Annotated in this window: 19 protein-coding genes; 4 read left to right on the top strand and 15 right to left on the bottom strand. The window is 56.6% G+C overall.

The window, feature by feature from the left end:
* Nucleotides 1–86: 86 nt before the first annotated feature.
* The 3 genes from cysH to cysJ are packed head-to-tail and all read right to left on the bottom strand — an operon-like array spanning nucleotide 87 to nucleotide 4,354.
* Entirely contained in the window at nucleotides 87–821 is a 735-nt protein-coding gene (gene cysH, locus IM299_RS14110) for a phosphoadenosine phosphosulfate reductase (protein WP_193357660.1), read from the bottom strand.
* A gap of 15 nt (nucleotides 822–836) precedes the next feature.
* Nucleotides 837–2,549: an assimilatory sulfite reductase (NADPH) hemoprotein subunit gene (cysI, locus tag IM299_RS14105; protein ID WP_193357659.1), complete on the bottom strand. Its 1,713-nt coding sequence runs from the start codon at nucleotides 2,547–2,549 to the stop codon at nucleotides 837–839.
* Nucleotides 2,549–4,354: an NADPH-dependent assimilatory sulfite reductase flavoprotein subunit gene (gene cysJ / locus IM299_RS14100; protein ID WP_193357658.1), complete on the bottom strand. Its 1,806-nt coding sequence runs from the start codon at nucleotides 4,352–4,354 to the stop codon at nucleotides 2,549–2,551. Before cysJ ends, cysI begins: the two co-directional genes overlap by 1 nt.
* 306 nt (nucleotides 4,355–4,660) lie before the next feature.
* On the opposite strand from cysJ, the gene queD reads away from it, so the two are divergent.
* Complete coding sequence (gene queD, locus IM299_RS14095; protein ID WP_003862700.1) at nucleotides 4,661–5,023, top strand: 6-carboxytetrahydropterin synthase QueD; 363 nt, start codon at nucleotides 4,661–4,663, stop codon at nucleotides 5,021–5,023.
* 29 nt (nucleotides 5,024–5,052) lie between these two features.
* Here the strand turns inward: queD and queE are convergent, their stop codons facing one another.
* The 3 genes from queE to IM299_RS14080 are packed head-to-tail and all read right to left on the bottom strand — an operon-like array spanning nucleotide 5,053 to nucleotide 8,045.
* Nucleotides 5,053–5,724, bottom strand: a complete 672-nt coding sequence (gene queE, locus IM299_RS14090) for a 7-carboxy-7-deazaguanine synthase QueE (protein WP_028014249.1) — start codon at nucleotides 5,722–5,724, stop codon at nucleotides 5,053–5,055.
* Between the two features lie 54 nt (nucleotides 5,725–5,778).
* A complete protein-coding gene (locus IM299_RS14085; protein ID WP_045261276.1) occupies nucleotides 5,779–6,486 on the bottom strand; it encodes an N-acetylmannosamine-6-phosphate 2-epimerase in 708 nt (235 codons plus the stop codon).
* The gene (locus IM299_RS14080; RefSeq protein WP_193357657.1) at nucleotides 6,486–8,045 is read right to left on the bottom strand and encodes a PTS transporter subunit EIIC; all 1,560 of its coding nucleotides are present in this window, start codon (nucleotides 8,043–8,045) and stop codon (nucleotides 6,486–6,488) included. Before IM299_RS14080 ends, IM299_RS14085 begins: the two co-directional genes overlap by 1 nt.
* A gap of 164 nt (nucleotides 8,046–8,209) precedes the next feature.
* Between IM299_RS14080 and IM299_RS14075 the strand changes: the two genes are divergently transcribed.
* Together IM299_RS14075 and IM299_RS14070 are read left to right on the top strand one after the other, a co-directional pair.
* Nucleotides 8,210–9,034, top strand: a complete 825-nt coding sequence (locus IM299_RS14075) for a MurR/RpiR family transcriptional regulator (protein WP_028014252.1) — start codon at nucleotides 8,210–8,212, stop codon at nucleotides 9,032–9,034.
* A 356-nt stretch (nucleotides 9,035–9,390) separates the two neighbouring features.
* Nucleotides 9,391–10,500, top strand: coding sequence for an SDR family oxidoreductase (locus IM299_RS14070; RefSeq protein ID WP_041908416.1), 1,110 nt, complete (start codon nucleotides 9,391–9,393; stop codon nucleotides 10,498–10,500).
* A gap of 53 nt (nucleotides 10,501–10,553) precedes the next feature.
* Here the strand turns inward: IM299_RS14070 and eno are convergent, their stop codons facing one another.
* The 5 genes from eno to rlmD form a co-directional block, all read right to left on the bottom strand.
* On the bottom strand, nucleotides 10,554–11,852 hold the full coding sequence (gene eno, locus IM299_RS14065) for a phosphopyruvate hydratase (RefSeq protein WP_006811784.1): 1,299 nt from the start codon (nucleotides 11,850–11,852) through the stop codon (nucleotides 10,554–10,556).
* 81 nt (nucleotides 11,853–11,933) lie between these two features.
* Nucleotides 11,934–13,571: a glutamine hydrolyzing CTP synthase gene (gene pyrG, locus IM299_RS14060; protein WP_028014254.1), complete on the bottom strand. Its 1,638-nt coding sequence runs from the start codon at nucleotides 13,569–13,571 to the stop codon at nucleotides 11,934–11,936.
* Nucleotides 13,572–13,794: 223 nt separating this feature from the next.
* Nucleotides 13,795–14,586: a nucleoside triphosphate pyrophosphohydrolase gene (mazG, locus tag IM299_RS14055; protein WP_045261274.1), complete on the bottom strand. Its 792-nt coding sequence runs from the start codon at nucleotides 14,584–14,586 to the stop codon at nucleotides 13,795–13,797.
* Between the two features lie 67 nt (nucleotides 14,587–14,653).
* Nucleotides 14,654–16,885: a GTP diphosphokinase gene (gene relA, locus IM299_RS14050; RefSeq protein WP_193357656.1), complete on the bottom strand. Its 2,232-nt coding sequence runs from the start codon at nucleotides 16,883–16,885 to the stop codon at nucleotides 14,654–14,656.
* Between the two features lie 51 nt (nucleotides 16,886–16,936).
* Complete coding sequence (gene rlmD / locus IM299_RS14045; RefSeq protein ID WP_193357655.1) at nucleotides 16,937–18,235, bottom strand: 23S rRNA (uracil(1939)-C(5))-methyltransferase RlmD; 1,299 nt, start codon at nucleotides 18,233–18,235, stop codon at nucleotides 16,937–16,939.
* 57 nt (nucleotides 18,236–18,292) lie between these two features.
* Between rlmD and barA the strand changes: the two genes are divergently transcribed.
* Complete coding sequence (gene barA, locus IM299_RS14040) at nucleotides 18,293–21,052, top strand: two-component sensor histidine kinase BarA (RefSeq protein ID WP_041908411.1); 2,760 nt, start codon at nucleotides 18,293–18,295, stop codon at nucleotides 21,050–21,052.
* A gap of 97 nt (nucleotides 21,053–21,149) precedes the next feature.
* Here barA and IM299_RS14035 read toward each other — a convergent pair whose 3' ends face one another.
* The 4 genes from IM299_RS14035 to gudP all read right to left on the bottom strand — a co-directional run bounded on the left by IM299_RS14035 (nucleotide 21,150) and on the right by gudP (nucleotide 26,415).
* Complete coding sequence (locus IM299_RS14035; protein ID WP_045629951.1) at nucleotides 21,150–22,289, bottom strand: glycerate kinase; 1,140 nt, start codon at nucleotides 22,287–22,289, stop codon at nucleotides 21,150–21,152.
* A gap of 77 nt (nucleotides 22,290–22,366) precedes the next feature.
* Entirely contained in the window at nucleotides 22,367–23,704 is a 1,338-nt protein-coding gene (gene gudD, locus IM299_RS14030; RefSeq protein WP_193357654.1) for a glucarate dehydratase, read from the bottom strand.
* A gap of 15 nt (nucleotides 23,705–23,719) precedes the next feature.
* Entirely contained in the window at nucleotides 23,720–25,060 is a 1,341-nt protein-coding gene (locus IM299_RS14025; protein WP_059355344.1) for an enolase C-terminal domain-like protein, read from the bottom strand.
* Nucleotides 25,060–26,415, bottom strand: coding sequence for a galactarate/glucarate/glycerate transporter GudP (gene gudP, locus IM299_RS14020; protein WP_041908405.1), 1,356 nt, complete (start codon nucleotides 26,413–26,415; stop codon nucleotides 25,060–25,062). Before gudP ends, IM299_RS14025 begins: the two co-directional genes overlap by 1 nt.
* Nucleotides 26,416–26,621: the final 206 nt, after the last annotated feature.

The following is a 26,621-nucleotide window of genomic DNA, read 5'->3' as shown; positions in this document are numbered from 1 at the left end:
GGGAAAAGAGTACAGTAATATGGTCATGGAGGCATGACCATATTACTGGGGATCCCTCAGCCCACAGGGAGAGGGAGGATAAAGGATCACCCTTCGTGCAGCCCGCACTCGCGCTTCAGCCCGAAGAATCGCGTCTCTTCTTCCGCCATTCCCGGCTCCCATTTGCGCGTGGTGTGGGTGTCGCCCACGGACAGGTAGCCCTGGTCCCACAGCGGATGGTACTTGAGTCCGTGTTTTTGCAGGTACTGATACACCGTGCGGTTATCCCAGTCGATAATCGGTAGCACTTTGAATACGCCGCGCTGTACCGCCAGTACCGGTAAGGTTGCGCGGCTCCCGGACTGCTCGCGGCGCAGGCCGGCAAACCACGTTTGGGCGTTCAGCTCTTTCAGCGCCCGGTTCATCGGCTCAACTTTGTTGATCTCATTGTATTTTTCAATGCCCTCAACGCCCTGCTCCCACAGCTTGCCGTAGCGCGCCTCCTGCCAGGCCGCGCTTTCCGTTGCGCGGTAGACTTTAAGGTTCAGCCTGAGCTTGTCCGTCAGCTCGTCGATAAACTGGTAGGTTTCCGGGAACAAGTAGCCGGTATCGGTGAGGATCACCGGTATGTCCGGACGGATCTGATTCACCAGATGCAAACTGACCGCCGCCTGAATACCAAAGCTTGATGAGAGCACATACTCTCCCGGCAGGTTTTCCAGCGCCCACGCCACGCGCGCTTCGGCATCCAGCTTTTCAAGGTGAGCGTTAGTTTCTGCCAGCGCCAGAATGCGTTCGACTTTTGGCAGGTCATTAAGGGCGTTTAGATCGAGTACGGACATAATTACCTCTCGTGGTTACTCCCAGAAATCCCTGGCGGGATCGAGCACCGGGCGAATGATGCCCGCACGCACCGTAAAGTCGCCGAAGCCTTCACCCGCTTCGCGCTCTTTCGCCCAGCGCCCGACAAGCTCGTCGATAGAATCAAGAATTTCCGGCTCGGTGATGTTCTCGCGGAACATGCGTGGAATACGCGTGCCGATACGGTTACCGCCCAGGTGCAGGTTGTAGCGACCCGGCGCTTTCCCCACCAGCCCCAGCTCGGCCAGCATCGCGCGACCGCAGCCGTTCGGGCAGCCCGTCACGCGCATAACAATATGCTCGTCCGGAATACCGTGTTTTTCCAGAATCGCTTCCACTTTGTCAGTGAATGACGGCAGGAAACGCTCGGCTTCGGCCATCGCCAGCGGACAGGTCGGGAACGACACGCAGGCCATCGAGTTTTCACGCTGTGGCTTCACCGCATTCATCAACCCGTGCTCGCGCGCCAGCTCCTCAATTTTCGCCTTTTCGCTTTCCGGCACGCTGGCGACGATCAGGTTCTGGTTAGCGGTGATACGGAACTCGCCTTTGTGGATCTTCGCGATTTCCAGCAGACCGGTTTTCAGCGGGCGGCCCGGATAATCCAGAATACGGCCATTTTCAATGAACAGCGTCAGGTGCCAGTTATTGTCGATGCCTTTCACCCAGCCGATGCGATCGCCGCGACCGGTGAATTCGTAAGGGCGGATCGGCTCAAATTTGATCCCCGCACGACGCTCCACTTCCTCTTTGAACGTTTCAACGCCCACCCGCTCCAGAGTGTACTTGGTTTTCGCGTTTTTACGGTCGGTACGGTTGCCCCAGTCGCGCTGGGTGGTCACTACCGCTTCCGCCACGGCCAGCGTGTGCTCCAGCGACAGGAAGCCGAACTCGCTCGCGGTGCGGGCGTAGGTTTTCTTGTTACCGTGCTCAATAGACAGGCCGCCGCCCACCAGCAGGTTAAAGCCAATCAGCTTGCCGTTTTCGGCAATCGCCACGAAGTTCATGTCGTTGGCGTGCAGATCGATGTCGTTCTGCGGCGGGATCACCACCGTGGTTTTGAACTTACGCGGCAGGTAGGTCTGACCGAGGATCGGTTCTTCGTCGGTGGTGGCGACTTTCTCCTGATCGAGCCAGATCTCCGCATAGGCGCGGGTACGCGGCAGCAGGTGCTCGGAAATTTTCTTCGCCCACTCATACGCTTCGGCGTGCAGCTCGGACTCGTACGGGTTCGAGGTGCAGAGCACGTTACGGTTCATGTCGTTGGCGGTCGCCAGCGCGTCCAGACCCACGGAGTGCAGCATCTGGTGCACCGGCTTCACGTTCTTCTTCAGAATCCCGTGGAACTGGAAGGTCTGACGGTTGGTCAGGCGGATGCTGCCATAAATCGTGTTTTCACCTGCAAACTTGTCGATCGCCTGCCACTGTTTGGTGGTGATCACCCCGCCCGGCAGACGGCAGCGCAGCAGCATCGCGTGGCGCGGCTCCAGTTTCTGTTCTGCGCGCTCGGCGCGGATATCGCGGTCGTCCTGCTGATACATACCGTGGAAACGGATCAGCAGGAAGTTGTCGCCTTTGAAACCGCCGGTCAGGCCGTCATTCAGATCTTCAGCAATGGTGCCGCGCAGATAGTTGCTTTCCAGCTTCATGCGCTCGGCGTCTGTCAGTTTACCTTCGACCACCAGTGGCCCTGGATGTTTTTCGCTCATTAGTAGACATCTCGCTGATAACGGCGCTCAACGCGCAGCTCACTTAAAAATTCATCCGCCGCTTCGGCATCCATACCGCCGAATTCGGCAATCACTTCCAGCAGTGCCTGCTCAACGTCTTTCGCCATGCGATTGGCGTCGCCGCAGACATAAATGTGGGCACCGTCATTAATCCAGCGCCACAGCTCTGCGCCCTGTTCGCGCAGTTTGTCTTGTACGTATACTTTTTCTTTCTGATCGCGGGACCAGGCCAGATCGATGCGGGTCAGTACGCCCTCTTTGACGTAGCGCTGCCACTCAACCTGGTAGAGGAAATCTTCGGTAAAGTGCGGGTTGCCAAAGAACAGCCAGTTTTTACCCGGCGCGTCGTCCGCGGCACGCTGCTGCATAAAGGCGCGGAACGGCGCGATGCCGGTGCCCGGGCCAATCATGATCACCGGCGTCTCCGGATTCGCCGGCAGGCGGAAGTTGTCGTTGTGCTCGATAAAGACGCGCACCTCGCCCTCTTCTTCCACGCGGTCCGCCAGGAAGCTTGATGCCCCACCCGCGCGGGCGCGGCCTTCGATGTCGTAGCGCACCACGCCGACGGTAACGTGAACTTCGCTTTCCACTTCCGCCTGGGAAGAGGCGATAGAGTACAGGCGTGGGGTCAGCGGACGCAGCAGACCGATCAGCGCATCGGCATCCAGCTGTGCCGGAGAGAAACGCACCATATCGACAATCGGCGTCGTCGCGGCGTAATGCTGCAGCTTCGCTTTGTCGCCCACCAGCGGCAGCAGGGATTCGCTGCGCGTTAGGGTGGCATAATTCTCGACGATATTCGGGGTGTTCACCGTCAGCTCGAAATGCCACTGCAGCGCCTCTGAAAGTGGCTGGGGTTTGCCGTCAACGGTGACGGGCTCGTCACCCTTCAGCCACAGCAGTTCCACCAACTCTTTCACCAGCGCCGGATCGTTCTGATACCAGACGCCCAGCGCATCGCCAGGCTGATAGCGCAGGCCGGAGTCGCCAAGATCGATTTCAATATGGCGCACGTCTTTTTCCGAGTCGCGGCCCGTAATTTTCTGGTTCACCGACAGGCTCGCCGTCAGCGGCGACTCTTTGGTGTACGGGCTGGTGTGGATCTCATTGACGGTGCCCGCAGCGGTCACCGCGGCCTGTGCTGGCGTCTCTTTCGGGACGCGGGCTTTCAACACCTCAACGATGCGCGCACGCCATTCAGCGGCGGCAGTCTGGTATTCCACATCCGCGTCCACGCGGTCCAGCAGGCGCTCCGCGCCCAGCTCCGCCAGCTTGCTGTCGAAATCTTTACCGGACTGGCAGAAGAATTCATAGGAGGTATCGCCCAGGCTAAAGACGGCAAACGCCGTGCCGTTCAGCTTCGGCGCTTTTTTCGAGAACAGGAACTTGTGCAGCGCCACCGCTTCTTCAGCGGGTTCACCTTCCCCCTGGGTCGAGGCGACCATCACCAGCAGTTTTTCTGACGCGATTTGTTTGAATTTATAATCCCCGGCGTTGACCAGGTTCACGTTCAGTTTGGCGGCCAGCAGATCATCACGCAGCGCTTCGGCCACGCGGCGGGCGTTGCCCGTCTGCGAGGCGCTAATCAGCGTAATGGCAGGAATTTCCACGGCCGTTGCCGGTGCGCCAGCCACCGCGCCAGGCTGCTGGTTGAGCATTCCCCAGAAATAACCGGAGACCCAGGCAAGCTGAGTGGGAGAAAAATCAGAGGTGGCAGCCTGAAGGCGCGCCAGTTGCTCCGGGTTAAGGGGAAGCAAATTTGAAGGTGGGGCCTGTGTTGTCATGCGTCGTTATGTTCCAGTAGCCAAGCGGACTTTAAGCGAATAAATCCAAACTGAAGATAAGGTTAACGGCGTGGATAATAACAATTAAAGAAGGGATGGAAATAATAAATAACCAAATGGACTAACCTGTTTTAGTTATCGTTCTTAGCGATAAAAACGATTGAATAACCATTTGAAATAAAACAATAAAAACCAATAATCGCCCTGAATACCGGGCGTTCACCGTTCAGAGCCGTTTTAGTTAATGCTAAAAATTGTGCTTTCCGGTACTATGCGGCGGTTTTTTCCGCATTACTGAGAGCGATCATGTCCACCACACTGTTTAAAGATTTCACCTTCGAAGCCGCCCACCACCTTCCGCACGTTCCTGCAGGACATAAATGCGGCCGCCTGCACGGGCATTCGTTTATGGTGCGTCTTGAGATCACCGGTGAAGTTGATCCGCATACCGGTTGGATCATGGACTTTGCCGAGCTGAAGGCCGCGTTTAAGCCGACCTACGATCGTCTGGATCACTACTATCTCAACGATATTCCGGGTCTGGAAAACCCGACCAGCGAAGTGCTGGCAAAATGGATCTGGGATCAGATGAAGCCGCTGGTACCGCTGCTGAGCGCGGTGATGATCAAAGAAACCTGCACGGCAGGCTGCGTGTATCGCGGAGAGTAAAAAAAAGCCCGGCAAAACCGGGCTTTTTTTTAGGCAATATTCAGGTATTTGTGCGTCTGCATCGACAGCCGCCAGTTGCGCGCAATGCAGGTTTCAATGCACAGGCGCGTCGCATCCTCTTTCTGGCTGATCGGCTGCAGGGCGATTACCCGCTGCTTCTCATCCGTCAGCGTCGCCAGCAGTTCATCCAGCGCTTCGATATCACGTACGCGTCCTACCGGATGCTTAATTTCATCCGCGCGCTCCAGCGCCTGAGACAGCACGTCATACCCGCCACGCATATTCACTTTTGGCGATACCGTCACCCAGGTGGTGTGTGAACAGCGCACTTCATGGGTGCCGCTGGTCTCAATCTGGCAGCTGTAGCCGTTCTTTTCGAGCAGCTCGGTCAGCGGCGTCAGATCGTGAATGCAGGGTTCGCCGCCGGTGATGACGACGTGGCGAGCCGTCCAGCCCTGGCGACCAATAATGGCCAGCAGGTCTTCTGCACTGCCCGCGCCCCACTTATCGCTCTCTTTGGTTTTCGCCAGAATGCTAAACAGCGACACTTCCCGATCTGCGAGCTTATCCCACGTATGTTTGGTATCACACCAGGCACAGCCAACCGGGCATCCCTGTAAACGAATAAAGATAGCGGGAACGCCGGTAAAGTAACCCTCGCCTTGCAGGGTCTGGAACATCTCGTTAATCGGGTACTGCATAGTCATCTCAGTAAAGGGGATAAACGATAAGTATCGCAGATCCCCGCCGGATGGTCATGCTCCATCGGTGCTTTGCGCGCTAATCGCCGCCATAAAGCGCGCGGTAATTTGCTGTGGGCGGGTGATCGCCCCGCCGACAACGACCGTATGCGCGCCCAGCGCCAGACACCGGGCCGCGCGCTCGGGCGTATCCACGTTGCCTTCGGCAACCACGGGGACCGTCACGGCCGCCAGCACCGCTTTCAGGAACGCACAGTCATTCTCCGGAAGCGTATGGCCTGCCGTTTCCGCCGTATAGCCGTACAGCGTGGTGCCAACGCAGTCAAAGCCAAGCGTCTGCGCCGTCACGGCTTCGTCTACGGTGGAAATATCTGCCATCAGCAGTACCGAGGGGTAACGTGAGCGGATGGCCGTGACCAGTGTTTCCAGGGATTCACCGCCAGGACGTTCCCGCGCCGTCGCATCAAGGGCAATGATTTCCGGAGAGACGGCCATGAGCTCATCCACCTCTTTCATCGTAGCGGTGATAAATACTTCGCTCCCTGGATAGTCCCGTTTGATGATGCCGATAACCGGTAAAGATACCTGCTGCTTAATGGCCTCGATATCCACCACGCTGTTGGCGCGAATGGCGAAGGCTCCGCCCTGTGCCGCCGCCAGCGCCATTCGCGACATGATAAACGGGCTGTGCAGCGGTTCGTTTTCCAGCGCCTGACAGGAGACGACCAGTTTTCCCTTCAGGTTATCCAGTACATTTTTCATTACGATAAGATCTCTTCCACTTCGTTTTTGATAATCGTGACGTGCGGGCCATAAATGACCTGTACACCGTTACCGCGCACGATAACGCCGCGCGCGCCGGTGGCTTTCAGCGCCGCGTCATTCACTTTGCTGCCGTCTTTGACCGTCACGCGAAGCCGCGTGGCGCAGCAGTCCACCTCTTCCAGATTGTCTTTTCCGCCTAACCCGGCGATCACCGCCGCAGCGCGCTCGCTTTGCGGCAGGCTGACGTCATCAACCATCGCCTCCTTTTCACGGCCCGGCGTGGCGAAATCAAAGCGGTTAATCAGGTAGCGGAAAGTGAAGTAGTAGAGGAAGAACCACGGCACGCCGACCAGCGGAACGAACATCCAGTTGGTTTTGGCCTCCCCCTGCAATATGCCGAACAGCACGAAGTCAATAAAACCGCCGGAGAAGGTCTGCCCGATGGTGATGTGCAGCATGTGCGCGAGCATAAACGCCAGCCCGTCAAACAGCGCGTGAATGACGTAGAGCACCGGGGCAATGAACAGGAAGGAGAACTCGATGGGCTCGGTAATTCCCGTCAGGAATGAGGTTAACGCCGCGGAGAGCAGCAGCCCGGCAACGCGCTTTTTGTTCTCCGGTTTCGCCGTGTGGTACATCGCCAGACACGCGCCGAGCAGGCCAAACATCATCGTGATAAAGCGCCCGGACATGAAGCGTGACGTGCCTTCATAGAAATGCTGCGTGTTCGGGTCGGCGAGCTGAGCGAAGAAGATCCGCTGCGTGCCCTCAACCAGGTGGCCGTTGACGATCTCGCTGCCGCCGAGCGCGGTGGTCCAGAACGGCAGATAGAAGATATGGTGCAGACCAAACGGGCCAAGCATGCGCAAAATAAAGCCGTACAGCAGCGTGCCAGGATAACCGGTGGCATCCACCAGCCCGCCCAGACCAAAAATAAGCTTCTGGAAATGCGGCCAGACCACGGTCATGATCGCGCCAACGAGTATTGCCGCCAGCGAGCTGATAATAGGGACAAAGCGCGAGCCGCCAAAAAAGCCCAGGAACTGCGGAAGCGCTATCTTGTTAAACCGATGATGCAGCGCGCAGGTCACGAGACCAATCACCACGCCGCCAAACACCCCGGTTTCCAGCGTCTGAATACCCAGCGTCATGCCCTGCCCTACAGCGCCCGGGTTCTCGTGCGCCAGTTTGCCGGTGAGGATCAGCAGCGCGTTGATGGTGGCGTTCATCACCAGAAACGCGAGTAGCGCTGCCAGCCCCGCCGTGCCCTTATCGTTTTTTGCCAGCCCGACAGCCACCCCAACCGCAAACAGCACCGAGAGGTTCGCAAACACAATCGAACCCGCACTGCTCATGATGGTGAAAATGGCCTGCAGCCAGCTCACATCTAAAAACGGATAGGCCGCCAGCGTATTGGGGTTCGATAACGCCCCGCCGATACCGAGCAGCAGACCCGCCGCGGGCAATACGGCGATAGGCAACATAAAGGATTTGCCAAAGCGCTGCGCTTTTTCAAACCATCCACCCGACGAAGCGCCACTGAATATTTGCATCATTTTTTCATCCCCCATTAAAAGATGAAAATTTTTACCATATAAATATTATATAGTGAAAATTATCATCACAAACCAGGAGGCCGATCATACTTTTTTAAAATGACTGGCATCTTTCCCCCGCTTTCCGCCACACTAGTCGCAGTGAAACACATTAAGGACGTGGCATGTCGGACCATGAAAACCTGCTGCTGAAGCTCCGCCAGGAGGCTTCCGGGTACAGCCCAACGCAACAAAAACTCGGTGAGTTTGTCCTCAGCGACCCTGCCCGGGTGCTCTACCTGACCATCACCGAACTGGCGCGAGAGAGCCACACCAGCGAGGCCAGCGTGACGCGTCTTTGCCGGACGCTGGGGTGCAAGGGGTATAACGAATTCAAAATGGCGCTGGCGCTGGATATTCAGCAGGGTCAGCCCGCGCGTCAGGCGGGGGATGAGATTGACAGCGTGGTGGATGAATCGGTGCAGGCTCTGCAGGATACCGCGAGACTCCTCGACCGCGCGCTGCTTGAAAAAGCCGCACTGGCGCTGCATCAGGCGCAGTCCGTGCAGATTTATGGCGTCGCGGCCAGCGCAATCCTCGGGGAGTATCTGCATTACAAGTTATTAAGGCTGGGTAAATCCGCACAGCTGTTTAGCGATATGCACCGCGCAGCCATGAATGCGACCACGCTTTCGGCAGAGACGCTGGTGGTGGCGATCTCCAGCTCCGGTTCAACGCGAGATTTACTTCACGTAGTGAAACTTGCCCGCAAGCGCGGGGTGAAGGTTCTGGCGCTCAGCAACACGCCCCGCAGCCCGCTGGCGTCTCTTAGCGATATGCTGCTGGTGGCCGCCAAGCCAGAAGGCCCTCTTAGCGCGGGCGCGCTCAATGCCAAAGTTGGGGTGATGCTGCTGGTCGAATTACTTACGACATCCATGATTGCGCTGGATGGTCATTACGCTGACGTCAGCCAGCAAACGGCCAGCGCCACGCTTCCTCTTCTGCTCTGAAAACCCTTCGCAGGCTAAATAAAATAGCCTGCGTTTTATTTTTCTCAATTTAACTTAAGCAGAGCTCAATTCATTTATATGATAAATGTTTGGTGTAACAAATTATTTTATTTATTACAGTTTGAATTATTTCCCTCGCGCCACCCCAGAGACAAAAACAGATTAAAATCATTAATTTAAAATAAAAAAAGAATAAATTGAATTTTTCCGCTTTCTGCAATGTCCAATATTTTCACCTGATTTCCTTTCCTTAAAATAAGCTTAAGACGCTGTCGGTCCCGACGTTTTATTATTTAAACGCCGTTTACTTTTGCGCGCCTACAATCCGCCTCATCAATCATAATGAGACGGTAATAATGAAGATGTTATTAATTACAGGCGTGACCGGGTTTCTGGGCGGTGCAGTACTTGAAAAAATCCTGACCAGCGATCAATCCGTAAAACTCCTTTTGCTTGCCCGTGCCGGCGATCCGCAAAGCGGGCTGGCGCGCGTGCAGGAGAACATGCGTAAGTTCAACATTTCTGAGGAGAAACTGGCCTCCCTGAGCGTGGATAATATCCTCATCGGCGACCTCAGCCAGCCGGAAGCCTTTCTGAACGATCCCCGTCTGGACCAGGTTACGCATGTCGTTAACTGCGCGGCAGTTGCGTCTTTTGGCAATAACCCGCTGATCTGGAAGGTGAACGTAGAGGGTACGCTAGCGCTGGCGCGCCGCATGGAGCAGGTCGCAGGGCTGCAGCGTTTCCTGCATGTAGGCACCGCAATGTCATGCACGCCGGAGCAGGATTCGCTGGTCGCCGAAAGTGCGGAATTCAGAGAAAACGCTGAGCACCTGGTGGAATATACGTATTCGAAGTCAACCATCGAACAGCTGATGCGCCAGGAATGTCCTAACCTGCCGCTGCTCATCGCCCGTCCGTCCATCGTCGTCGGCCATACCCGCCACGGCTGCACGCCGTCGAGCAGTATCTTTTGGGTCTTCAGCATGGGCCTGATGCTGCAGAAGTTTATGTGCTCGATGGAAGACCGGATCGACGTTGTCCCGGTAGATTATTGCGCCGACGCAATGTTAATGCTGCTGAGCAGCAACGCGCGTCCGGGGGAAGTGGTACACATTTCAGCCGGGGAAGAGAACAGCGTTCGCTTTGCGGATATCGATCGGGCAATGGCGCAGGCGCTGGAGAAAGCGCCCGTTGGCGATAAGTATGCGCAGGTCAGCTACGAAACGCTGGTCAAAATGCGCCGTGAACTGAAAACCATTTTTGGTCCGTGCAACGAACGTCTGATGCTGAGAGCGATGCGCTTATACGGTGCCTTTGCCACGCTGAACGTGCGCTTCAGCAACGATAAGCTGCTCAGCATGGGGATGCCGAAGCCACCTCGTTTTACGGATTATATCGCCCGCTGCGTGCAAACCACCCGGGGACTGACCATTCCCGAGCAGATGGCGGTCGATTTTAAATAACCAAAAAAAATGCCAGTCATTCGACTGGCATTTTCATGTTAAGGCTTAAGCAATTATGCCTGGCCTTTGATCTCTTTACGACCGTTGTAAGGTGCTTTTTCACCCAGCGCTTCTTCGATACGAATCAGCTGGTTGTATTTAGCAACACGGTCAGAACGGCTCATAGAACCGGTTTTGATCTGGCCAGCAGCGGTACCAACAGCCAGGTCAGCAATGGTCGCGTCTTCAGTTTCGCCAGAACGGTGAGAGATAACAGCGGTGTAGCCAGCGTCTTTCGCCATTTTGATCGCAGCCAGCGTTTCGGTCAGAGAACCGATCTGGTTGAATTTGATCAGGATGGAGTTAACGATGCCTTTCTCGATGCCTTCTTTCAGGATCTTGGTGTTGGTTACGAACAGATCGTCACCAACCAGCTGGATTTTGTCGCCCAGTACTTTGGTCTGGTATGCGAAACCATCCCAGTCAGACTCGTCCAGACCGTCTTCGATAGAAACGATTGGGTACTGTTTGGTCAGGTCTTCCAGGAAGTGAGTGAACTCTTCGGAGGTGAACGCTTTGTTGCCTTCGCCAGCCAGAACGTATTTACCGTCTTTGTAGAATTCAGATGCTGCACAGTCCATCGCCAGGGTGATGTCTTTGCCCAGCTCGTAGCCTGCTGCTTTAACCGCTTCAGCGATAACAGCCAGTGCTTCTGCGTTAGAACCCAGGTTTGGCGCGTAGCCACCTTCGTCACCAACAGCAGTGTTCATACCTTTAGCTTTCAGAACTTTAGCCAGGTTGTGGAACACTTCAGAACCCATACGAACCGCTTCTTTCAGGGTTTTCGCGCCAACTGGCTGAATCATGAATTCCTGAATATCAACGTTGTTGTCTGCGTGCTCACCACCGTTGATGATGTTCATCATTGGTACAGGCATAGAGTATTTGCCTGGGGTGCCGTTCAGTTCAGCGATGTGCTCGAACAGTGGCATACCTTTAGCAGCGGCTGCTGCTTTGGCGTTCGCCAGGGAAACGGCCAGAATTGCGTTCGCACCGAAGTTAGATTTGTTTTCAGTACCGTCCAGATCGATCATGATCTTGTCGATGCCAGCCTGATCTTTGGCATCTTTGCCAACGATAGCCTGAGCAATAGGACCGTTAACAGCGCCAACCGCTTTCAGTACGCCTTTGCCCATGAAACGGGATTTGTCGCCATCACGCAGTTCCAGCGCTTCACGGGAACCCGTAGAAGCACCTGATGGAGCAGCTGCCATACCGACGAAACCACCTTCCAGATGAACTTCGGCTTCAACGGTCGGGTTACCACGGGAGTCGATGATTTCACGACCGATGACTTTAACGATTTTGGACATTAGATTTTCCTCAGTACAAGTTAAACTAAAACTCCAGACAAACAACGCGTACCGTTGGTACGCGTTGCCGTTCTAACTTTTTTACTTCGCCTGACGCTTCTGGTACTCGCTGGCGGCTTTCACGAAGCCTGCAAACAGCGGATGTCCATCACGCGGCGTTGAAGTAAATTCCGGGTGGAACTGGCAGGCAACAAACCACGGATGGTTTGGCACCTCGATGATCTCGACTAACTGATCGTCCCCGGAGCGACCCGCAACACGCAGGCCCGCGGCTTCAATTTGTTTCAACAACATATTGTTGACTTCATAGCGGTGACGATGGCGCTCGGTGATGACCGGCTCGCCGTACAGCTTGCGAACCACGCTATCGTCGGACAGCTGGCAGGCCTGCGCGCCAAGACGCATAGTGCCACCCAGATCGCTCTTCTCGGTACGGACTTCGACGTTACCGTCTTCGTCGCGCCATTCCGTAATCAGCGCCACGACAGGGTACTTACAGTCTGGCACAAATTCCGTAGAGTTCGCGTTTTCCATTCCCGCTACGTTGCGCGCAAATTCGATCAGCGCAACCTGCATACCCAGGCAGATGCCGAGGTATGGAATATTGTTTTCACGCGCATAGCGTGCAGTGGCGATCTTGCCTTCAACACCACGGTAGCCGAAGCCGCCAGGGATGAGGATAGCATCCAGATCTTTCAGAATTTCAACGCCACGTGTTTCAACATCCTGCGAATCAATCAGCTTGATGTTCACGGAGACGCGGTTCTTCAGACCACCGTGCTTCAGCGCTTCGATAACGGACTTATAGGCGTCCGGCAGTTCGATGTACTTGCCGACCATACCGATAGTCACTTCGCCTGCCGGGTTCGCTTCTTCATAAATAACCTGTTCCCATTCAGACAGGTTAGCTTCCGGACAGTTCAAGCTGAATCGTTTACAAATATAATCGTCCAGACCCTGTGATTTCAACAGGCCCGGGATTTTATAAATGGAATCGACATCTTTCATTGAAATAACGGCTTTTTCAGGCACGTTACAGAACAATGCAATTTTCGCACGTTCGTTCGCTGGAATGGCACGATCGGAACGGCAAACCAGGATGTCAGGCTGAATACCGATAGAGAGCAGTTCTTTAACGGAGTGCTGAGTCGGTTTGGTTTTCACTTCACCTGCCGCCGCCATGTAAGGCACCAGCGTCAGGTGCATGAACAGCGCGTGTTCACGACCAATGTCTACCGCCAGCTGACGAATCGCTTCGAGGAACGGCAGGGATTCGATATCACCCACGGTACCGCCGATTTCAACCAGCACAACGTCATGCCCTTCGCCACCGGCAAGGACACGCTCTTTGATGGCGTTAGTGATGTGTGGGATAACCTGCACGGTCGCGCCCAGGTAGTCACCGCGGCGCTCTTTACGCAGAACGTCAGAGTAGATGCGGCCAGTCGTAAAGTTGTTACGACGGGTCATTTTGGTACGAATGAAACGCTCGTAGTGGCCAAGATCCAGATCGGTTTCAGCGCCGTCTTCAGTAACGAACACTTCCCCGTGTTGGGTTGGGCTCATGGTGCCAGGATCGACGTTGATGTACGGATCCAGTTTCATCATGGTCACATTGAGGCCACGGGCTTCAAGAATGGCTGCGAGGGAGGCTGCGGCAATGCCTTTACCCAGAGAGGATACGACCCCGCCGGTCACAAAAATATAGTTCGTTGTCATGCTGAACCTGAGAAGTTAGGGTGAAACGATGGAATAACCAGGACGGGAAAGTAGTATACCCGAACACGGCGAGCGCCACAAACTTTCATTCTCCGTCTCCATTCCAGGCCATGACAAACATAAGGAGTGAGAAAATAGCCCCTTTTGGGTAAATGTTTTTGACGCAAATCAAGCGCTTGTCATTTAAAAAATCACACAAATTGCGCTTGATCGCAAAATTCCGTTAGAGATCAGATTCCTGGCGTTTTACTTCCTGCCAGACTTCTTCCATCGCGTCGAGGTCAATTCCGGTCATTTCCAGGCCGCGCGAGGCCACAATCCGCTCGACTTCACGAAAGCGTCGTTCGAATTTCAGGTTGGCTTTTTGCAGCGCGGTTTCCGCTTTTACCCCTAAATGGCGAGAAAGGTTGACGGTGGCGAACAGCAGGTCGCCCATCTCTTCCTCCAGCTTTGCTTCATCGACCACCGCCTGCTGCGCTTCGTGCATCACTTCGTCGATCTCTTCATGCACTTTATCCAGCACGGGTCCCAGGGAATCCCAGTCAAATCCTACCGCCGAGCAGCGCTTTTGAATTTTGTGGGCGCGCATCAGCGCGGGCAGGCTCAGCGGGATGTCGTCCAGCGCAGAGTGCTGGGACTTTTCAGCGCGCTCGGCGCTTTTAATCTGCTCCCAGCGTGCCAGCACCTCTGCGCTGTTTCCTGCGGTGGCATCGCCAAAGATATGCGGATGGCGGCGCTCCAGCTTGTCGCTGATAGCGGCACAGATATCGTCAAAGTTAAAGCGTCCTTCCTCCTGCGCCATCTGGGCGTAGAACACTACCTGGAACAGCAGGTCGCCGAGTTCACCGCGCAGGTCATCGAAATCCTCGCGTGAAATGGCGTCCAGCACCTCATAGGTCTCTTCGAGGGTATAAGGTGCGATGGTCGCGAAAGTCTGCTCCTTGTCCCACGGGCAGCCGTTTTCCGGGTCGCGCAGGCGTTTCATGATGCCGAGCAGGCGGTCGATTTGAGTCATGGTTTTTCCCATTTAAAAAAAGGGCCGGGTGGCAGCGAAGCTTTACCCGGCCTTCATAAGAGTGTGTTTAGCCGCCGTGCAGACGACGCGCGTCAATCACATCCGGCACCTGGTTCAGTTTGCCCAGCACGCGGCCGAGCACCTGCAGGTTGTAGATTTCGATGGTCATATCGATGGTGGCAAGCTGCTCGCGGGTATCGCTGCGGCTGGCGACGCCCAGCACGTTGACCTTCTCGTTGGCGAGAATGGTGGTGATGTCGCGCAGCAGCCCGCTGCGATCGTTGGCGGTGACGCGCACCACCAGCGAGTAACCGGCGGAATAGCTCTCACCCCAGACCGCTTCCACGATACGCTCCGGCGCGTGGGACTGCAGTTCGGCAAGCTGGTCGCAGTCGGAGCGGTGGATCGAGATCCCGCGCCCCTGGGTGATAAAGCCGACGATATCGTCCCCCGGAATCGGCTGGCAGCAGCGGGCAATGTGGTGCATCAGGTTGCCCACGCCCTCGACCACCACGCGGCCGTTGTCTTTGCTGCGCTGCTGCGGGGCATAGGTTTTCTGCTGCAGCTGCTTCAGCGCGGCCGCATCCTGCTCTGCTGCGCTTGGCTTGTTGAACTGCGCTTGCAGGAAGTTCACCATCTGGTTCAGCCGGATATCGCCGCCGCCAATGGCCGCTAACAGTTCGTCCAGCTCGTTGAAGTTGTAGCGCGGCAGCAGGAATTTCTCTGCTTCTTTCAGGCTGATCCCGATATGCTCCAGCTCGTCGTCAAGGATCTGGCGACCGGCAAGAATGTTTTTGTCACGATCCTGCTTGCGGAACCAGGCGTGAATTTTGGAGCGCCCGCGGCTGGTGGTGACGTAACCGAGGTTCGGGTTAAGCCAGTCGCGGCTCGGGTTTGGCTGCTTCTGGGTAATGATTTCAATCTGGTCGCCCATCTGCAGCTGATAGGTAAACGGTACGATACGTCCGCCGATCTTCGCCCCGATGCAGCGGTGCCCCACGTCGCTGTGGATGTGGTAGGCAAAATCGAGCGGGGTGGAGCCAGCAGGCAGGTCGACAACGTCCCCTTTCGGGGTAAAGACGTAGACACGGTCATCAAAGACCTGGCTGCGCACCTCGTCGAGCATTTCGCCGGAGTCGGCCATCTCCTCCTGCCACGCAATCAGCTTGCGCAGCCAGGCGATGCGGTCTTCGTGGCCGGAGCGTGCCCCGCCAGAAGTGCCCTCTTTGTACTTCCAGTGCGCGGCTACGCCCAGCTCGGCGTCTTCGTGCATCTGTTTGGTGCGGATTTGAATCTCGACCGTTTTGCCGCCGGGGCCAAGCACCACGGTATGAATGGACTGGTAGCCGTTCGGTTTTGGGTTCGCGACATAGTCGTCAAATTCATCCGGCAGGTGGCGGAAGTGAGTATGTACTATCCCCAGCGCGGCGTAGCAGTCCTGTAGACGCTCCGCCACGATACGCACGGCGCGCACGTCAAACAGCTCGTCAAAGGCGAGGTGTTTCTTCTGCATTTTGCGCCAGATGCTGTAGATGTGCTTAGGCCGACCGTAAACTTCGGCACGCACATTCTCTTCTTTCATGGCCTGGCGCAGCCCGCTGACAAACTCGTCGATGTAGTGCTCACGATCGATACGGCGCTCATGCAGGAGTTTGGCAATGCGCTTGTATTCTGCCGGATGCAGATAGCGGAAGCAGTAATCTTCCAGCTCCCATTTCAGCTGACCAATACCTAAGCGGTTCGCCAGCGGCGCATAGATGTTCGTACACTCTTTGGCGGCCAGCACGCGCTCGTCTTCCGGCGCATCCTTCACCTCCCGCAGGTGGGCAATACGCTCGGCCAGCTTGATGACCACGCAGCGAAAATCATCCACCATGGCCAGCAGCATCCGGCGGACGTTATCAACCTGCTCAGAGGAGACGGAATCGGTATGCGCGGCTTTTAGCTGGCGAATGGCCGCCATATCGCGCACGCCGTGGATCAGCGCAACGACGGATTTGCCGACGCTGTCGCGCAGCACATCTTCGCTGACCACATCCGCATCCGCGAGGGGGAACAGCAGCGCGGCCTGCAGCGTTTCGATGTCCATGTTCAGCATGGACAAGATTTCAACCATCTCCACGCCGCGCCATAAGAGTAGATCGGCATCCGGGTGTCCCTGCGTGGTGCGCAGACAGTAGGCCCAGGTTTCGGTTAAGCGTTCACACGACTGCTGGCTGGAAATTCCCAGACTTGCGATCCATTTTTGTGGGTCAAACTCCCCAGCTTTATTGAGATGTGCACTTCTTACCGCAACCATTGTCCTCTCCTTTAGGGACCAGGGCCTGTCGAAGTCGACAAGCCAAACAAATTAGATGTGCTCGAACAACGCCATCGATTCCAGATGTCCAGTGTGCGGGAACATGTCCAGCATTGCCAGACGTCGAATCTGGTAACCCGCGCTGATTAACGCCTCACTGTCACGGGCAAGCGTTGCCGGGTTACAGGAAACATAGACCACGCGCCTGGGCGCGAGTTTAATAATATGCGCCATGACGCCTGGGGCACCTGCACGCGCCGGGTCGAGCAGGATTTTGTCGAAACCCTGCTTTGCCCACGGCTGTTGAGTGACATCTTCCTCAAGATTTTGATGAAAGAATGTCACATTTTGCAAGCCGTTCTGCTCTGCGTTTTCCTGGCCTTTGGCCACCAGCGCCTCAACGCCTTCCACACCGACCACGCCTGCCGCTCTGCGCGCCAGCGGCAGGGTAAAGTTACCCATGCCGCAGAACAGATCGAGCACACGGTCAGTGGGCTGTACGTCAAGCCATTCCAGGGCCTTCGCCACCATCTGCTGGTTTATGCCGTCGTTGACCTGGATAAAATCTCGCGGACTGAACGTTAAGCGTAGCCCGTCTGACGCATACCAGGGAGCTTCGCCCGATACCTGTTCAAGTATCTCGCTTTGCGGCGCGAGGAAAAGCGCAAGCTCATGAGAATGCGAAAAGCGTTCCAGTTTTTCGCGATCTTTTTTCGACAGCGGCACGGTATGGCGCAGCACCATCAGCGGGCCGTTGTTCGCCAGCACCAGTTCAACGTGGCCCAATGAACGCACCCCGTCGAGCGATGCAAGACAGCGGTGCACGTCCGGAAGTAACGCCTCAAGATGGGGCACCAAAATGGGGCACCGCTTCACGTCTACAATATCGCTGGAGGCCGCTTTGCGAAAACCCATCTCCAGCCGCTCCGTTTTGAGCTGATAGCTCAGGCTCAGGCGCGCGCGGCGGCGATAGCCCCAGGGCTCATCGGCGATAATCTCGTCAACCTCGTGTTTAAGGAGGCGCGCCAGCGCGCGGCTTTTACTTTTTTGCTGTAATTCTGTGCTCGCATGCTGTTGCTGGCAGCCTCCGCACACGCCAAAATGGGGACAGCGGGGCTCCACGCGCTCCGGGCTCGCGTTGAGGCGACGCTTCACCTGTCCGCGCGCGTACTGACGCTTGTCTTCCGTCAGCGTAATTTCTGCTCGTTCTCCTGGCAGCAAACCTGTTATAAACAGAGTCTTACCGTTGTGACGAGCCACTCCCTGACCAAACGGATCAAGGTCCGTGGCTTCAACAGTAATGATTTGACGCGTCGTCACGCGTCGCTTTGCAGAGTAGAATTGCGCCATCGCCGAGATTTTTCTCACATAAACATAATTATCTTTATTGTCCCATAACGGAACGCCATGACCAACTACAGCCTGCGCGCGCGCATGATGATTTTGATCCTCGCCCCCACCGTTCTCATCGGTTTGCTGCTGAGTATCTTCTTTGTGGTGCACCGCTATAACGATTTGCAGCGACAGCTGGAGGACGCGGGCGCCAGCATTATCGAACCGCTCGCCGTCTCAAGCGAGTATGGGATGAACCTGCAAAACCGTGAATCCATTGGGCAGTTAATCAGCGTGCTTCACCGTCGCCACTCGGATATCGTCCGTGCCATTTCCGTCTACGACGAACATAACCGCCTGTTTGTCACCTCAAACTTTCATCTCGATCCGACCACGCTGAAGATCCCTGACGGTACGCCCTTCCCGCGCCACCTCACCGTACTGCGGCGCGGCGACATCATGATCCTGCGCACGCCGATCGTGTCGGAAAGCTATTCACCCGATGAGTCTGCGCAATCCGATGCCAAATCCAGCAATAACATGCTGGGATATGTAGCGCTTGAGCTCGATCTCAAGTCGGTACGGCTGCAGCAGTACAAAGAAATTTTTATCTCCGGCGTGATGATGCTGTTCTGTATTGGTATTGCGCTGATCTTCGGCTGGCGTCTGATGCGCGACGTCACGGGCCCCATCCGCAACATGGTTAATACCGTTGACCGCATCCGTCGGGGACAGCTCGACAGCCGCGTGGAAGGGTTTATGCTGGGCGAGCTGGATATGCTGAAAAACGGCATTAACTCGATGGCGATGTCGCTGGCGGCCTATCACGAAGAGATGCAGCATAACGTTGACCAGGCCACCTCTGACCTGCGCGAAACGCTGGAGCAGATGGAGATCCAGAACGTTGAGCTGGATCTGGCGAAAAAGCGCGCTCAGGAAGCGGCGCGTATTAAGTCTGAGTTTCTGGCCAATATGTCGCACGAGCTGCGTACGCCGCTCAATGGCGTGATCGGCTTTACCCGCCTGACCCTGAAAAGCGAGCTGAATCCTACTCAGCGGGATCACCTGCACACCATTGAACGTTCGGCCAACAACCTGCTGGCGATCATTAACGACGTGCTGGACTTCTCCAAGCTGGAGGCCGGCAAACTGATTCTGGAGAGCATCCCGTTCCCGCTGCGCAGTACGCTCGATGAAGTAGTGACGCTGCTCGCGCACTCGTCGCACGACAAGGGCCTTGAGCTAACGCTCAATATTAAAAACGACGTGCCGGACAACGTTATTGGCGATCCGCTGCGCCTGCAGCAGGTCATTACCAATCTTGTCGGGAATGCCATTAAATTCACCGAAAGCGGCAACATCGACATCCTGGTAGAAAAACGCGCCATCAGTAATAACAAGGTGCAGATTGAGGTTCAAATCCGCGATACCGGTATCGGCATTCCGGAGCGGGATCAGTCGCGTCTGTTCCAGGCCTTCCGCCAGGCAGACGCCAGCATTTCCCGCCGCCATGGTGGTACCGGACTGGGGCTGGTGATCACGCAGAGGCTGGTAAACGAGATGGGCGGCGATATCTCTTTCCACAGCCAGCCAAACCGCGGCTCAACCTTCTGGTTCCATATTAACCTCGACCTCAATCCGAACGTGCTGACCGACGGCCCGGTGACGGACTGTCTGAAAGGTAAGCGCCTGGCCTACGTCGAGCCTAACGCGGCAGCGGCGCAGTGCGCGCTGGATATCTTAAGCACCACGCCGCTGGAGGTGGTTTACAGTCCAACCTTCTCAGCCCTGGCCGTTGATCATTACGACATTTTGCTGATGGGGATCCCGGTGACCTTTACCGGCGAGCTGACCATGCAGCAGGAGCGGCTGGCGAAAGCCGCGTCGATGACCGACTATCTGCTGCTGGCGCTGCCCTGCCACGCCCAGCTTAATGCGGAAGAGTTGAAAAACGACGGGGCGGCCGCGTGCCTGCTTAAACCACTCACCGCGACCCGCCTGCTGCCCGCCCTCACGGAGTATTGCCGTCTTAGCCAGCACGCACTGCCGTTGATTAACGACGAGCAAAAACTGCCCATGAGCGTGATGGCGGTGGATGATAATCCGGCAAACCTGAAGCTAATCGGCGTATTGCTGGAAGACCAGGTTCAGCATGTTGAGCTGTGTACCAGCGGCGCCCAGGCGGTCGAACTGGCTAAACAGATGCAGTTCGACTTAATTCTGATGGATATTCAGATGCCGGGCATGGATGGCATTCGTGCCTGCGAGCTGATCCACCAGCTCCCGCATCAGCAGCAAACCCCGGTGATTGCGGTCACCGCGCATGCGATGGCCGGTCAGAAAGAGAAGCTGCTGAGCGCCGGGATGAATGATTACCTGGCGAAACCTATCGACGAAGAGAAGCTTCATAACCTGCTGTTACGCTATAAGCCGGGGCACATTGGCGGAACATATACGGTTTTCAGCGAGCCGGTTGAGGTAAGCGTTAATCAAAATGCGACCTTTGACTGGCAGCTGGCGCTGCGCCAGGCGGCAGGGAAACCCGATTTAGCACGCGAGATGCTGCAAATGCTGGTCGCGTTTCTGCCGGAGATCCGTAATAAGGTTGAAGAACAGCTGGTGGGCGAGAACCCGGAAGAGCTGCTGGAAGCGATCCACAAGCTGCACGGCAGCTGCGGCTACAGCGGCGTACCGCGGCTGAAAAACCTCTGCCAACTGCTGGAGCAGCAGCTGCGCGCGGGTACGCCGGAATCGGAGCTTGAACCGGAGTTCCTGGAACTGCTGGATGAGATGGATAACGTGACGCGGGAAGCGATGAAGGTGTTGGGGAGCTGAGGAAAAAGCCCGGTGGCGGCTTCGCCTTACCGGGCCTACGATTGCGGGTGCGGCCTGATGCCCTCACCCCGCCCCTCTCCCACGGGGAGAGGGAGAACTACATCCCCTGCCCCACTTTCAGCACCGCCGCGATATTCCTTGCGGCCATCTGTACATTCTCGCTGGCATTTTCCAGCGCGTCCTCCAGCGAGCAGATGGTGTAGATCACGCTAAACACCGCGTCTAAGCCGTGATCGTGTACCACGCCAACATCCGCCGTCAGGCTGCCTGCAATGCCGATAACGGGCTTATTAAAGCGTTTCGCCACTTTCGCCACTCCTACCGGCACTTTGCCATGGATCGTCTGGCTGTCGATGCGGCCTTCCCCGGTGATCACCAGATCCGCATCGGCCACCTGGTCGGCCAGGTGTAGCGCATCGGTCACAATCTCAATGCCCTGGCGCAACTCCGCGCCACAAAAAGCGTACAGCGCTGCGCCCATGCCACCCGCCGCACCGCCGCCAGCAAGGTTGAGCACATCAATGTCCAGATCCCGGGCAATGACTCTCGCATAGTGCGCAAGCGCGTTGTCCAGGGTGACGATCATCTCGGGTGTAGCGCCCTTTTGCGGGCCAAATACCGCTGACGCGCCATCCTTACCGGTGAGCGGATTCGTCACATCGCAGGCGACTTCTATCCGGCACTCCGCCAGACGCTGGTCGAGGCCGCTCAGGTCGATCCGCGCAAGATTATCCAGCTCGCCCCCGCCCTGCCCCAGCGGCTGTTCATTGTCGTCCAGCAGCTTAGCCCCCAGCGCCTGCACCATCCCGGCGCCGCCGTCATTGGTTGCGCTGCCACCGATACCGATGATGATATGCTTAACGCCCGCATCCAGCGCGTGGCGGATAAGTTCCCCCGTGCCCCAGGAGGTCGTTTTCAGAGGGTCACGCAGTGAAGGGGCTACCAGTTCCAGACCGCTTGCCGCCGCCATTTCAATAAAGGCGCTCTGCTCGTCACCGGATATTCCATAAAATCCGTCCACGCGCTCGCCCAGCGGACCGGTCACCGGAACGTGCACAATGCGTCCCCGGGTTGCCGCGATCATCGCCTCAACCGTGCCTTCACCACCATCAGCGACCGGCAGTTTGACGTACTCCGCCTCAGGGAAAATCTCGCGAAAACCGCGCTCGATCGCTGTCGCAACCTCAAGCGCACTCAAACTTTCCTTATACGAGTCCGGTGCGATAACAATTTTCATAAGCCATCCTTACGCATAGTCGTTACGTTAAGCATACACCACGTAGGAAACCGCTCATGGGAGCGGTCCCAATGCGTTTATCGTACCATGCACGGACGTTTATTGTCGAATGTCCAGTCAGGGATCAGGTACTGCATCGCCATCGCGTCGTCGCGCGCGCCCAGACCGTGTTTTTGATACAGCTCGTGTGCTTTCATTACCTGATCCATATCCAGCTCAACGCCCAACCCCGGCGTGGACGGCACCTGCACCATGCCACCTTTGATCTCAAACGGCTCTTTGGTGAGGCGCTGATTACCCTCCTGCCAGATCCAGTGCGTGTCGATAGCGGTAATAGCGCCCGGCGCGGCGGCGGCAACGTGGGTAAACATCGCCAGCGAGATATCGAAGTGGTTGTTGGAGTGCGAACCCCAGGTCAGGCCAAACTCGTGGCACATCTGCGCCACGCGCACCGAGCCCTGCATTGTCCAGAAGTGCGGGTCCGCCAGTGGGATATCCACCGATTGCAGAGAGAGCGTGTGCCCCATCTGACGCCAGTCGGTGGCGATCATATTGGTCGCGGTCGGTAGCCCCGTAGCGCGACGGAATTCCGCCATGACTTCGCGGCCCGAAAAGCCTTGCTCAGCCCCGCACGGATCTTCCGCGTACGCCAGCACGCCTTTCAGCTGCTTGCCAATATCGATCGCTTCATCAAGCGACCACGCGCCGTTCGGATCCAGCGTCACGCGCGCCTGCGGGAAACGTTTTGCCAGCGCGGTAATGGCTTCCGCCTCCTCTTCCCCCGCCAGCACGCCGCCTTTCAGTTTGAAATCATTGAAGCCATATTTTTCATACGCGGCTTCTGCCAGCCGCACCACCGCATCCGGGGTCATCGCTTCTTCGTGACGAACGCGGTACCAGTCACATTGGTCATCTGGCTGGCTCTGATACGGCAGCGGCGTCAGCTTGCGGTCGCCGACAAAGAACAGATAGCCGAGCATCTCCACTTCACTGCGCTGCTGGCCCTCGCCCAGCAGCGACGCGACGTTAACGCCCAGGTGCTGGCCCAGCAGATCCAGCATCGCGGCTTCAATGCCGGTCACCACGTGGATAGTGGTGCGCAAATCGAAGGTTTGCAGGCCGCGTCCGCCGGCATCGCGATCGGCAAAGGTATTGCGCACGGTGTTGAGGACATTTTTGTACTCACCCAGCGTTTTGCCCACCACCAGCGGAATGGCATCCTCCAGCGTTTTGCGGATCTTCTCCCCGCCTGGAATTTCACCCACGCCGGTATGGCCGGCATTGTCTTTGATAATGACAATATTGCGCGTGAAGAACGGCGCATGCGCCCCGCTCAGGTTCATCAGCATGCTGTCATGACCTGCGACCGGAATGATTTGCATGGAGGTGACGACAGGGGTCGTAAAAGTACTCATCGTGTAATCCTTTTATCAGTGACGTCCAAAAACAGGGCGCTTACGGTCAAATGTCCAGCCGGGGATAAGGTACTGCATCGGGCCCGCGTCGTTACGCGCGCCGCCCGGTAGCTTTTTATACGCCTCATGGGCTTGATGAACCTGATCCCAGTCAAGCTCCACACCCAGCCCCGGCGCATCGGGTACGGCAATTTTACCGTTTTTGATCTCCAACGGATTTTTCGTCAGGCGAGCTTCGCCTTCCTGCCAAATCCAGTGGGTGTCGATGGCGGTCGGGTTACCCGGCGCCGCCGCGCCAACGTGGGTAAACATTGCCAGCGAGATATCGAAATGGTTATTGGAGTGGCAGCCCCAGGTCAGGCCCCAGTCATCGCACAGCTGCGCCACGCGAACCGCGCCGGAGAGCGTCCAGAAGTGCGGGTCTGCCAGCGGAATGTCGACGGCGTTCAGCATCACCGCGTGGCCCATTTCACGCCAGTTGGTGGCGATCATATTGGTCGCAACCGGCAGCCCGGTTGCGCGGCGGAATTCGGCCATCACTTCACGGCCTGAGAAGCCCTGCTCGGCGCCGCACGGGTCTTCCGCGTAGGTCAGCACGTCCCCGAGACCTTTACACAGGCTAATCGCCTCATCCAGCAGCCAGGCGCCGTTCGGGTCAACGGTGATGCGCGCCTCCGGGAAGCGTTTTTTCAGCGCCCGGGCCGTTTCAATCTCCTGCTCGCCGGGCAGCACGCCGCCTTTCAGCTTGAAATCCTTAAAGCCGTAGCGATCCTGCGCTGCTTCAGCCAGGCGCACAACCGTCTCGCTGGACAGCGCTTCCTGATGGCGCAGCTGATACCAGTCGTGGTCACCCGGTGAACGAGCCAGATAGGGGAGATCGGTTTTATTGCGATCGCCAACGAAGAACAGATAGCCCAGCACGGTGACCGCATCGCGCTGTTTGCCCGGCCCCAGCAGTTCGCAGACCGGAACGTTAAGGGCTTTACCGAGTAAATCCAGCAGCGCCGCTTCCAGGGCGGCGACCGCATTGACGCGCAGTTCAAACGTCCACGCGCCCTTGCCGAAGGTATCAAAGTCCGCCGACTGATTGCCCTTATGCACCCGCTGAACCACCTTGTTCAGACGAGCCACTTCCTGGCCTACAACCTGTGGAATAGCCTCTACCAGGGTCTGGTAGATCACTTCCCCGCCGGGGGCTTCACCTACCCCGGTATTGCCTGCACTATCGGTCAGCACCACGATATTGCGGGTAAACCATGCGTTATGCGCGCCGCCAATATTGAGCAGCATGCTGTCCTGACCGGCCACCGGGATAACTTTCATTTCCGTAACGACAGGGCTTGATTGTGTTGTCATCATCCGCGCTCCACAACAGGTTTAAGTTCGACGCGTTTAATATCACCCACCAGCACCAGGTAACTCAGCACCGCCACCAGGGCATGCACACCGACGTAGATCAGCGCGCCGTTGAAAGACCCCGTGGTGCCGACGATGTAGCCGATAGCGATAGGTGTAACAATCCCGGAAACGTTGCCGAACATATTGAACAGACCGCCGCTCAGGCCGCTGATCTCTTTCGGTGCCGTATCCGCCATCACCGCCCAGCCCAGCGCGCCAATCCCTTTGCCGAAGAAGGCCATCGCCATAAAGCCGATAATCATCCACTCGGCACTGACGTAGTTACAGAACACCATGGTCATGGAGAGCAGCATGCCGAGCACAATCGGCGTTTTACGCGCGATGTTCAGCGAACCCGTGCGGCGCATCAGCCAGTCGGAAATGACCCCGCCAAGCACGCCGCCGATGAAGCCGCAGATTGCCGGGACCGAGGCAACAAACCCCGCTTTGAGGATCGACATGCCGCGCGCCTGCACCAGATAAACCGGGAACCAGGTGATAAAGAAGTAGGTTAAGGCGTTGATACAGTACTGACCGAGATAGATACCGATCATCATGCGCGAGCCGACGAGCTGCTTGATCTGCGCCCATTTCTGGCTGAAGGGGACTTTTGCTTTGTCAGATTTCTGATCCATATTGATCAGCGCCCCGCCCTCAGCAATGTATTCCAGCTCCTTCTTGTTCACGCCAGGGTGCTGATTCGGTTCGTGGATCACTTTCAGCCAGATAAAGCTGATGACGATCCCAAGCCCGCCCATAAAGAAGAAGACGTGCGACCAGCCCACCTCATGCGTCAGCCAGCCCATAATGGGCGCAAAGATCACCGTCGCGAAATACTGGGCAGAGTTAAAAATTGCCACCGCTGTTCCCCTCTCCTGCGCAGGAAACCAGGCCGCGACAATGCGGCTGTTGCCCGGGAAGGAAGGGGCTTCCGCCAGGCCTACCAGAAAGCGCAGCGTAAAGAGCGCCACGATAATGCCAAAGCCGCTGAAGATATCGACGAAACCCTGCAAAAGGGTAAAAGCAGACCAGATAAAGATGGACCAGAAATAGACGCGTTTAGAGCCAAAACGGTCCAGCAGCCAGCCGCCAGGAATTTGGCCGATGACGTAGGCCCACGAGAATGCAGAAAAAACGTAACCCATGCCCACCGGATCAAGGCCGATGTCTTTTGCCATTTCCGAGCCGGCAATCGACAGCGTGGCGCGGTCACCATAGTTAAAGGACGTGACGATAAACAGCATCACCACTATCCAGTAGCGGGCATTAGTGCGCTTTTCAGCGCTGCTCGCTGCGTGGCTTAATGTACTCATTGTTGCACTCCTGAAACATAGCTTTCGCCTGTTCATTCTGTACAGCACCGGTAGGGTAATCAGAATGAGATAAGTTTTGTCGTTTTAGTACGGCCTGGAGCCGTTTTATTGTGACCGGAAAAGTATATGAAGGAGTGACAGGTTCGCTCACCGTGCAGAAACACAACATTGAGGAGTGTGGGGAACGTGGTTTGAGGCATAAGCCC

Origin of the sequence: Enterobacter cloacae complex sp. P47BA (genome assembly GCF_014930485.1) — a bacterium.
Lineage (GTDB): Bacteria > Pseudomonadota > Gammaproteobacteria > Enterobacterales > Enterobacteriaceae > Enterobacter > Enterobacter bugandensis.
This window is presented reverse-complemented; position numbering and strand designations above follow the sequence as displayed.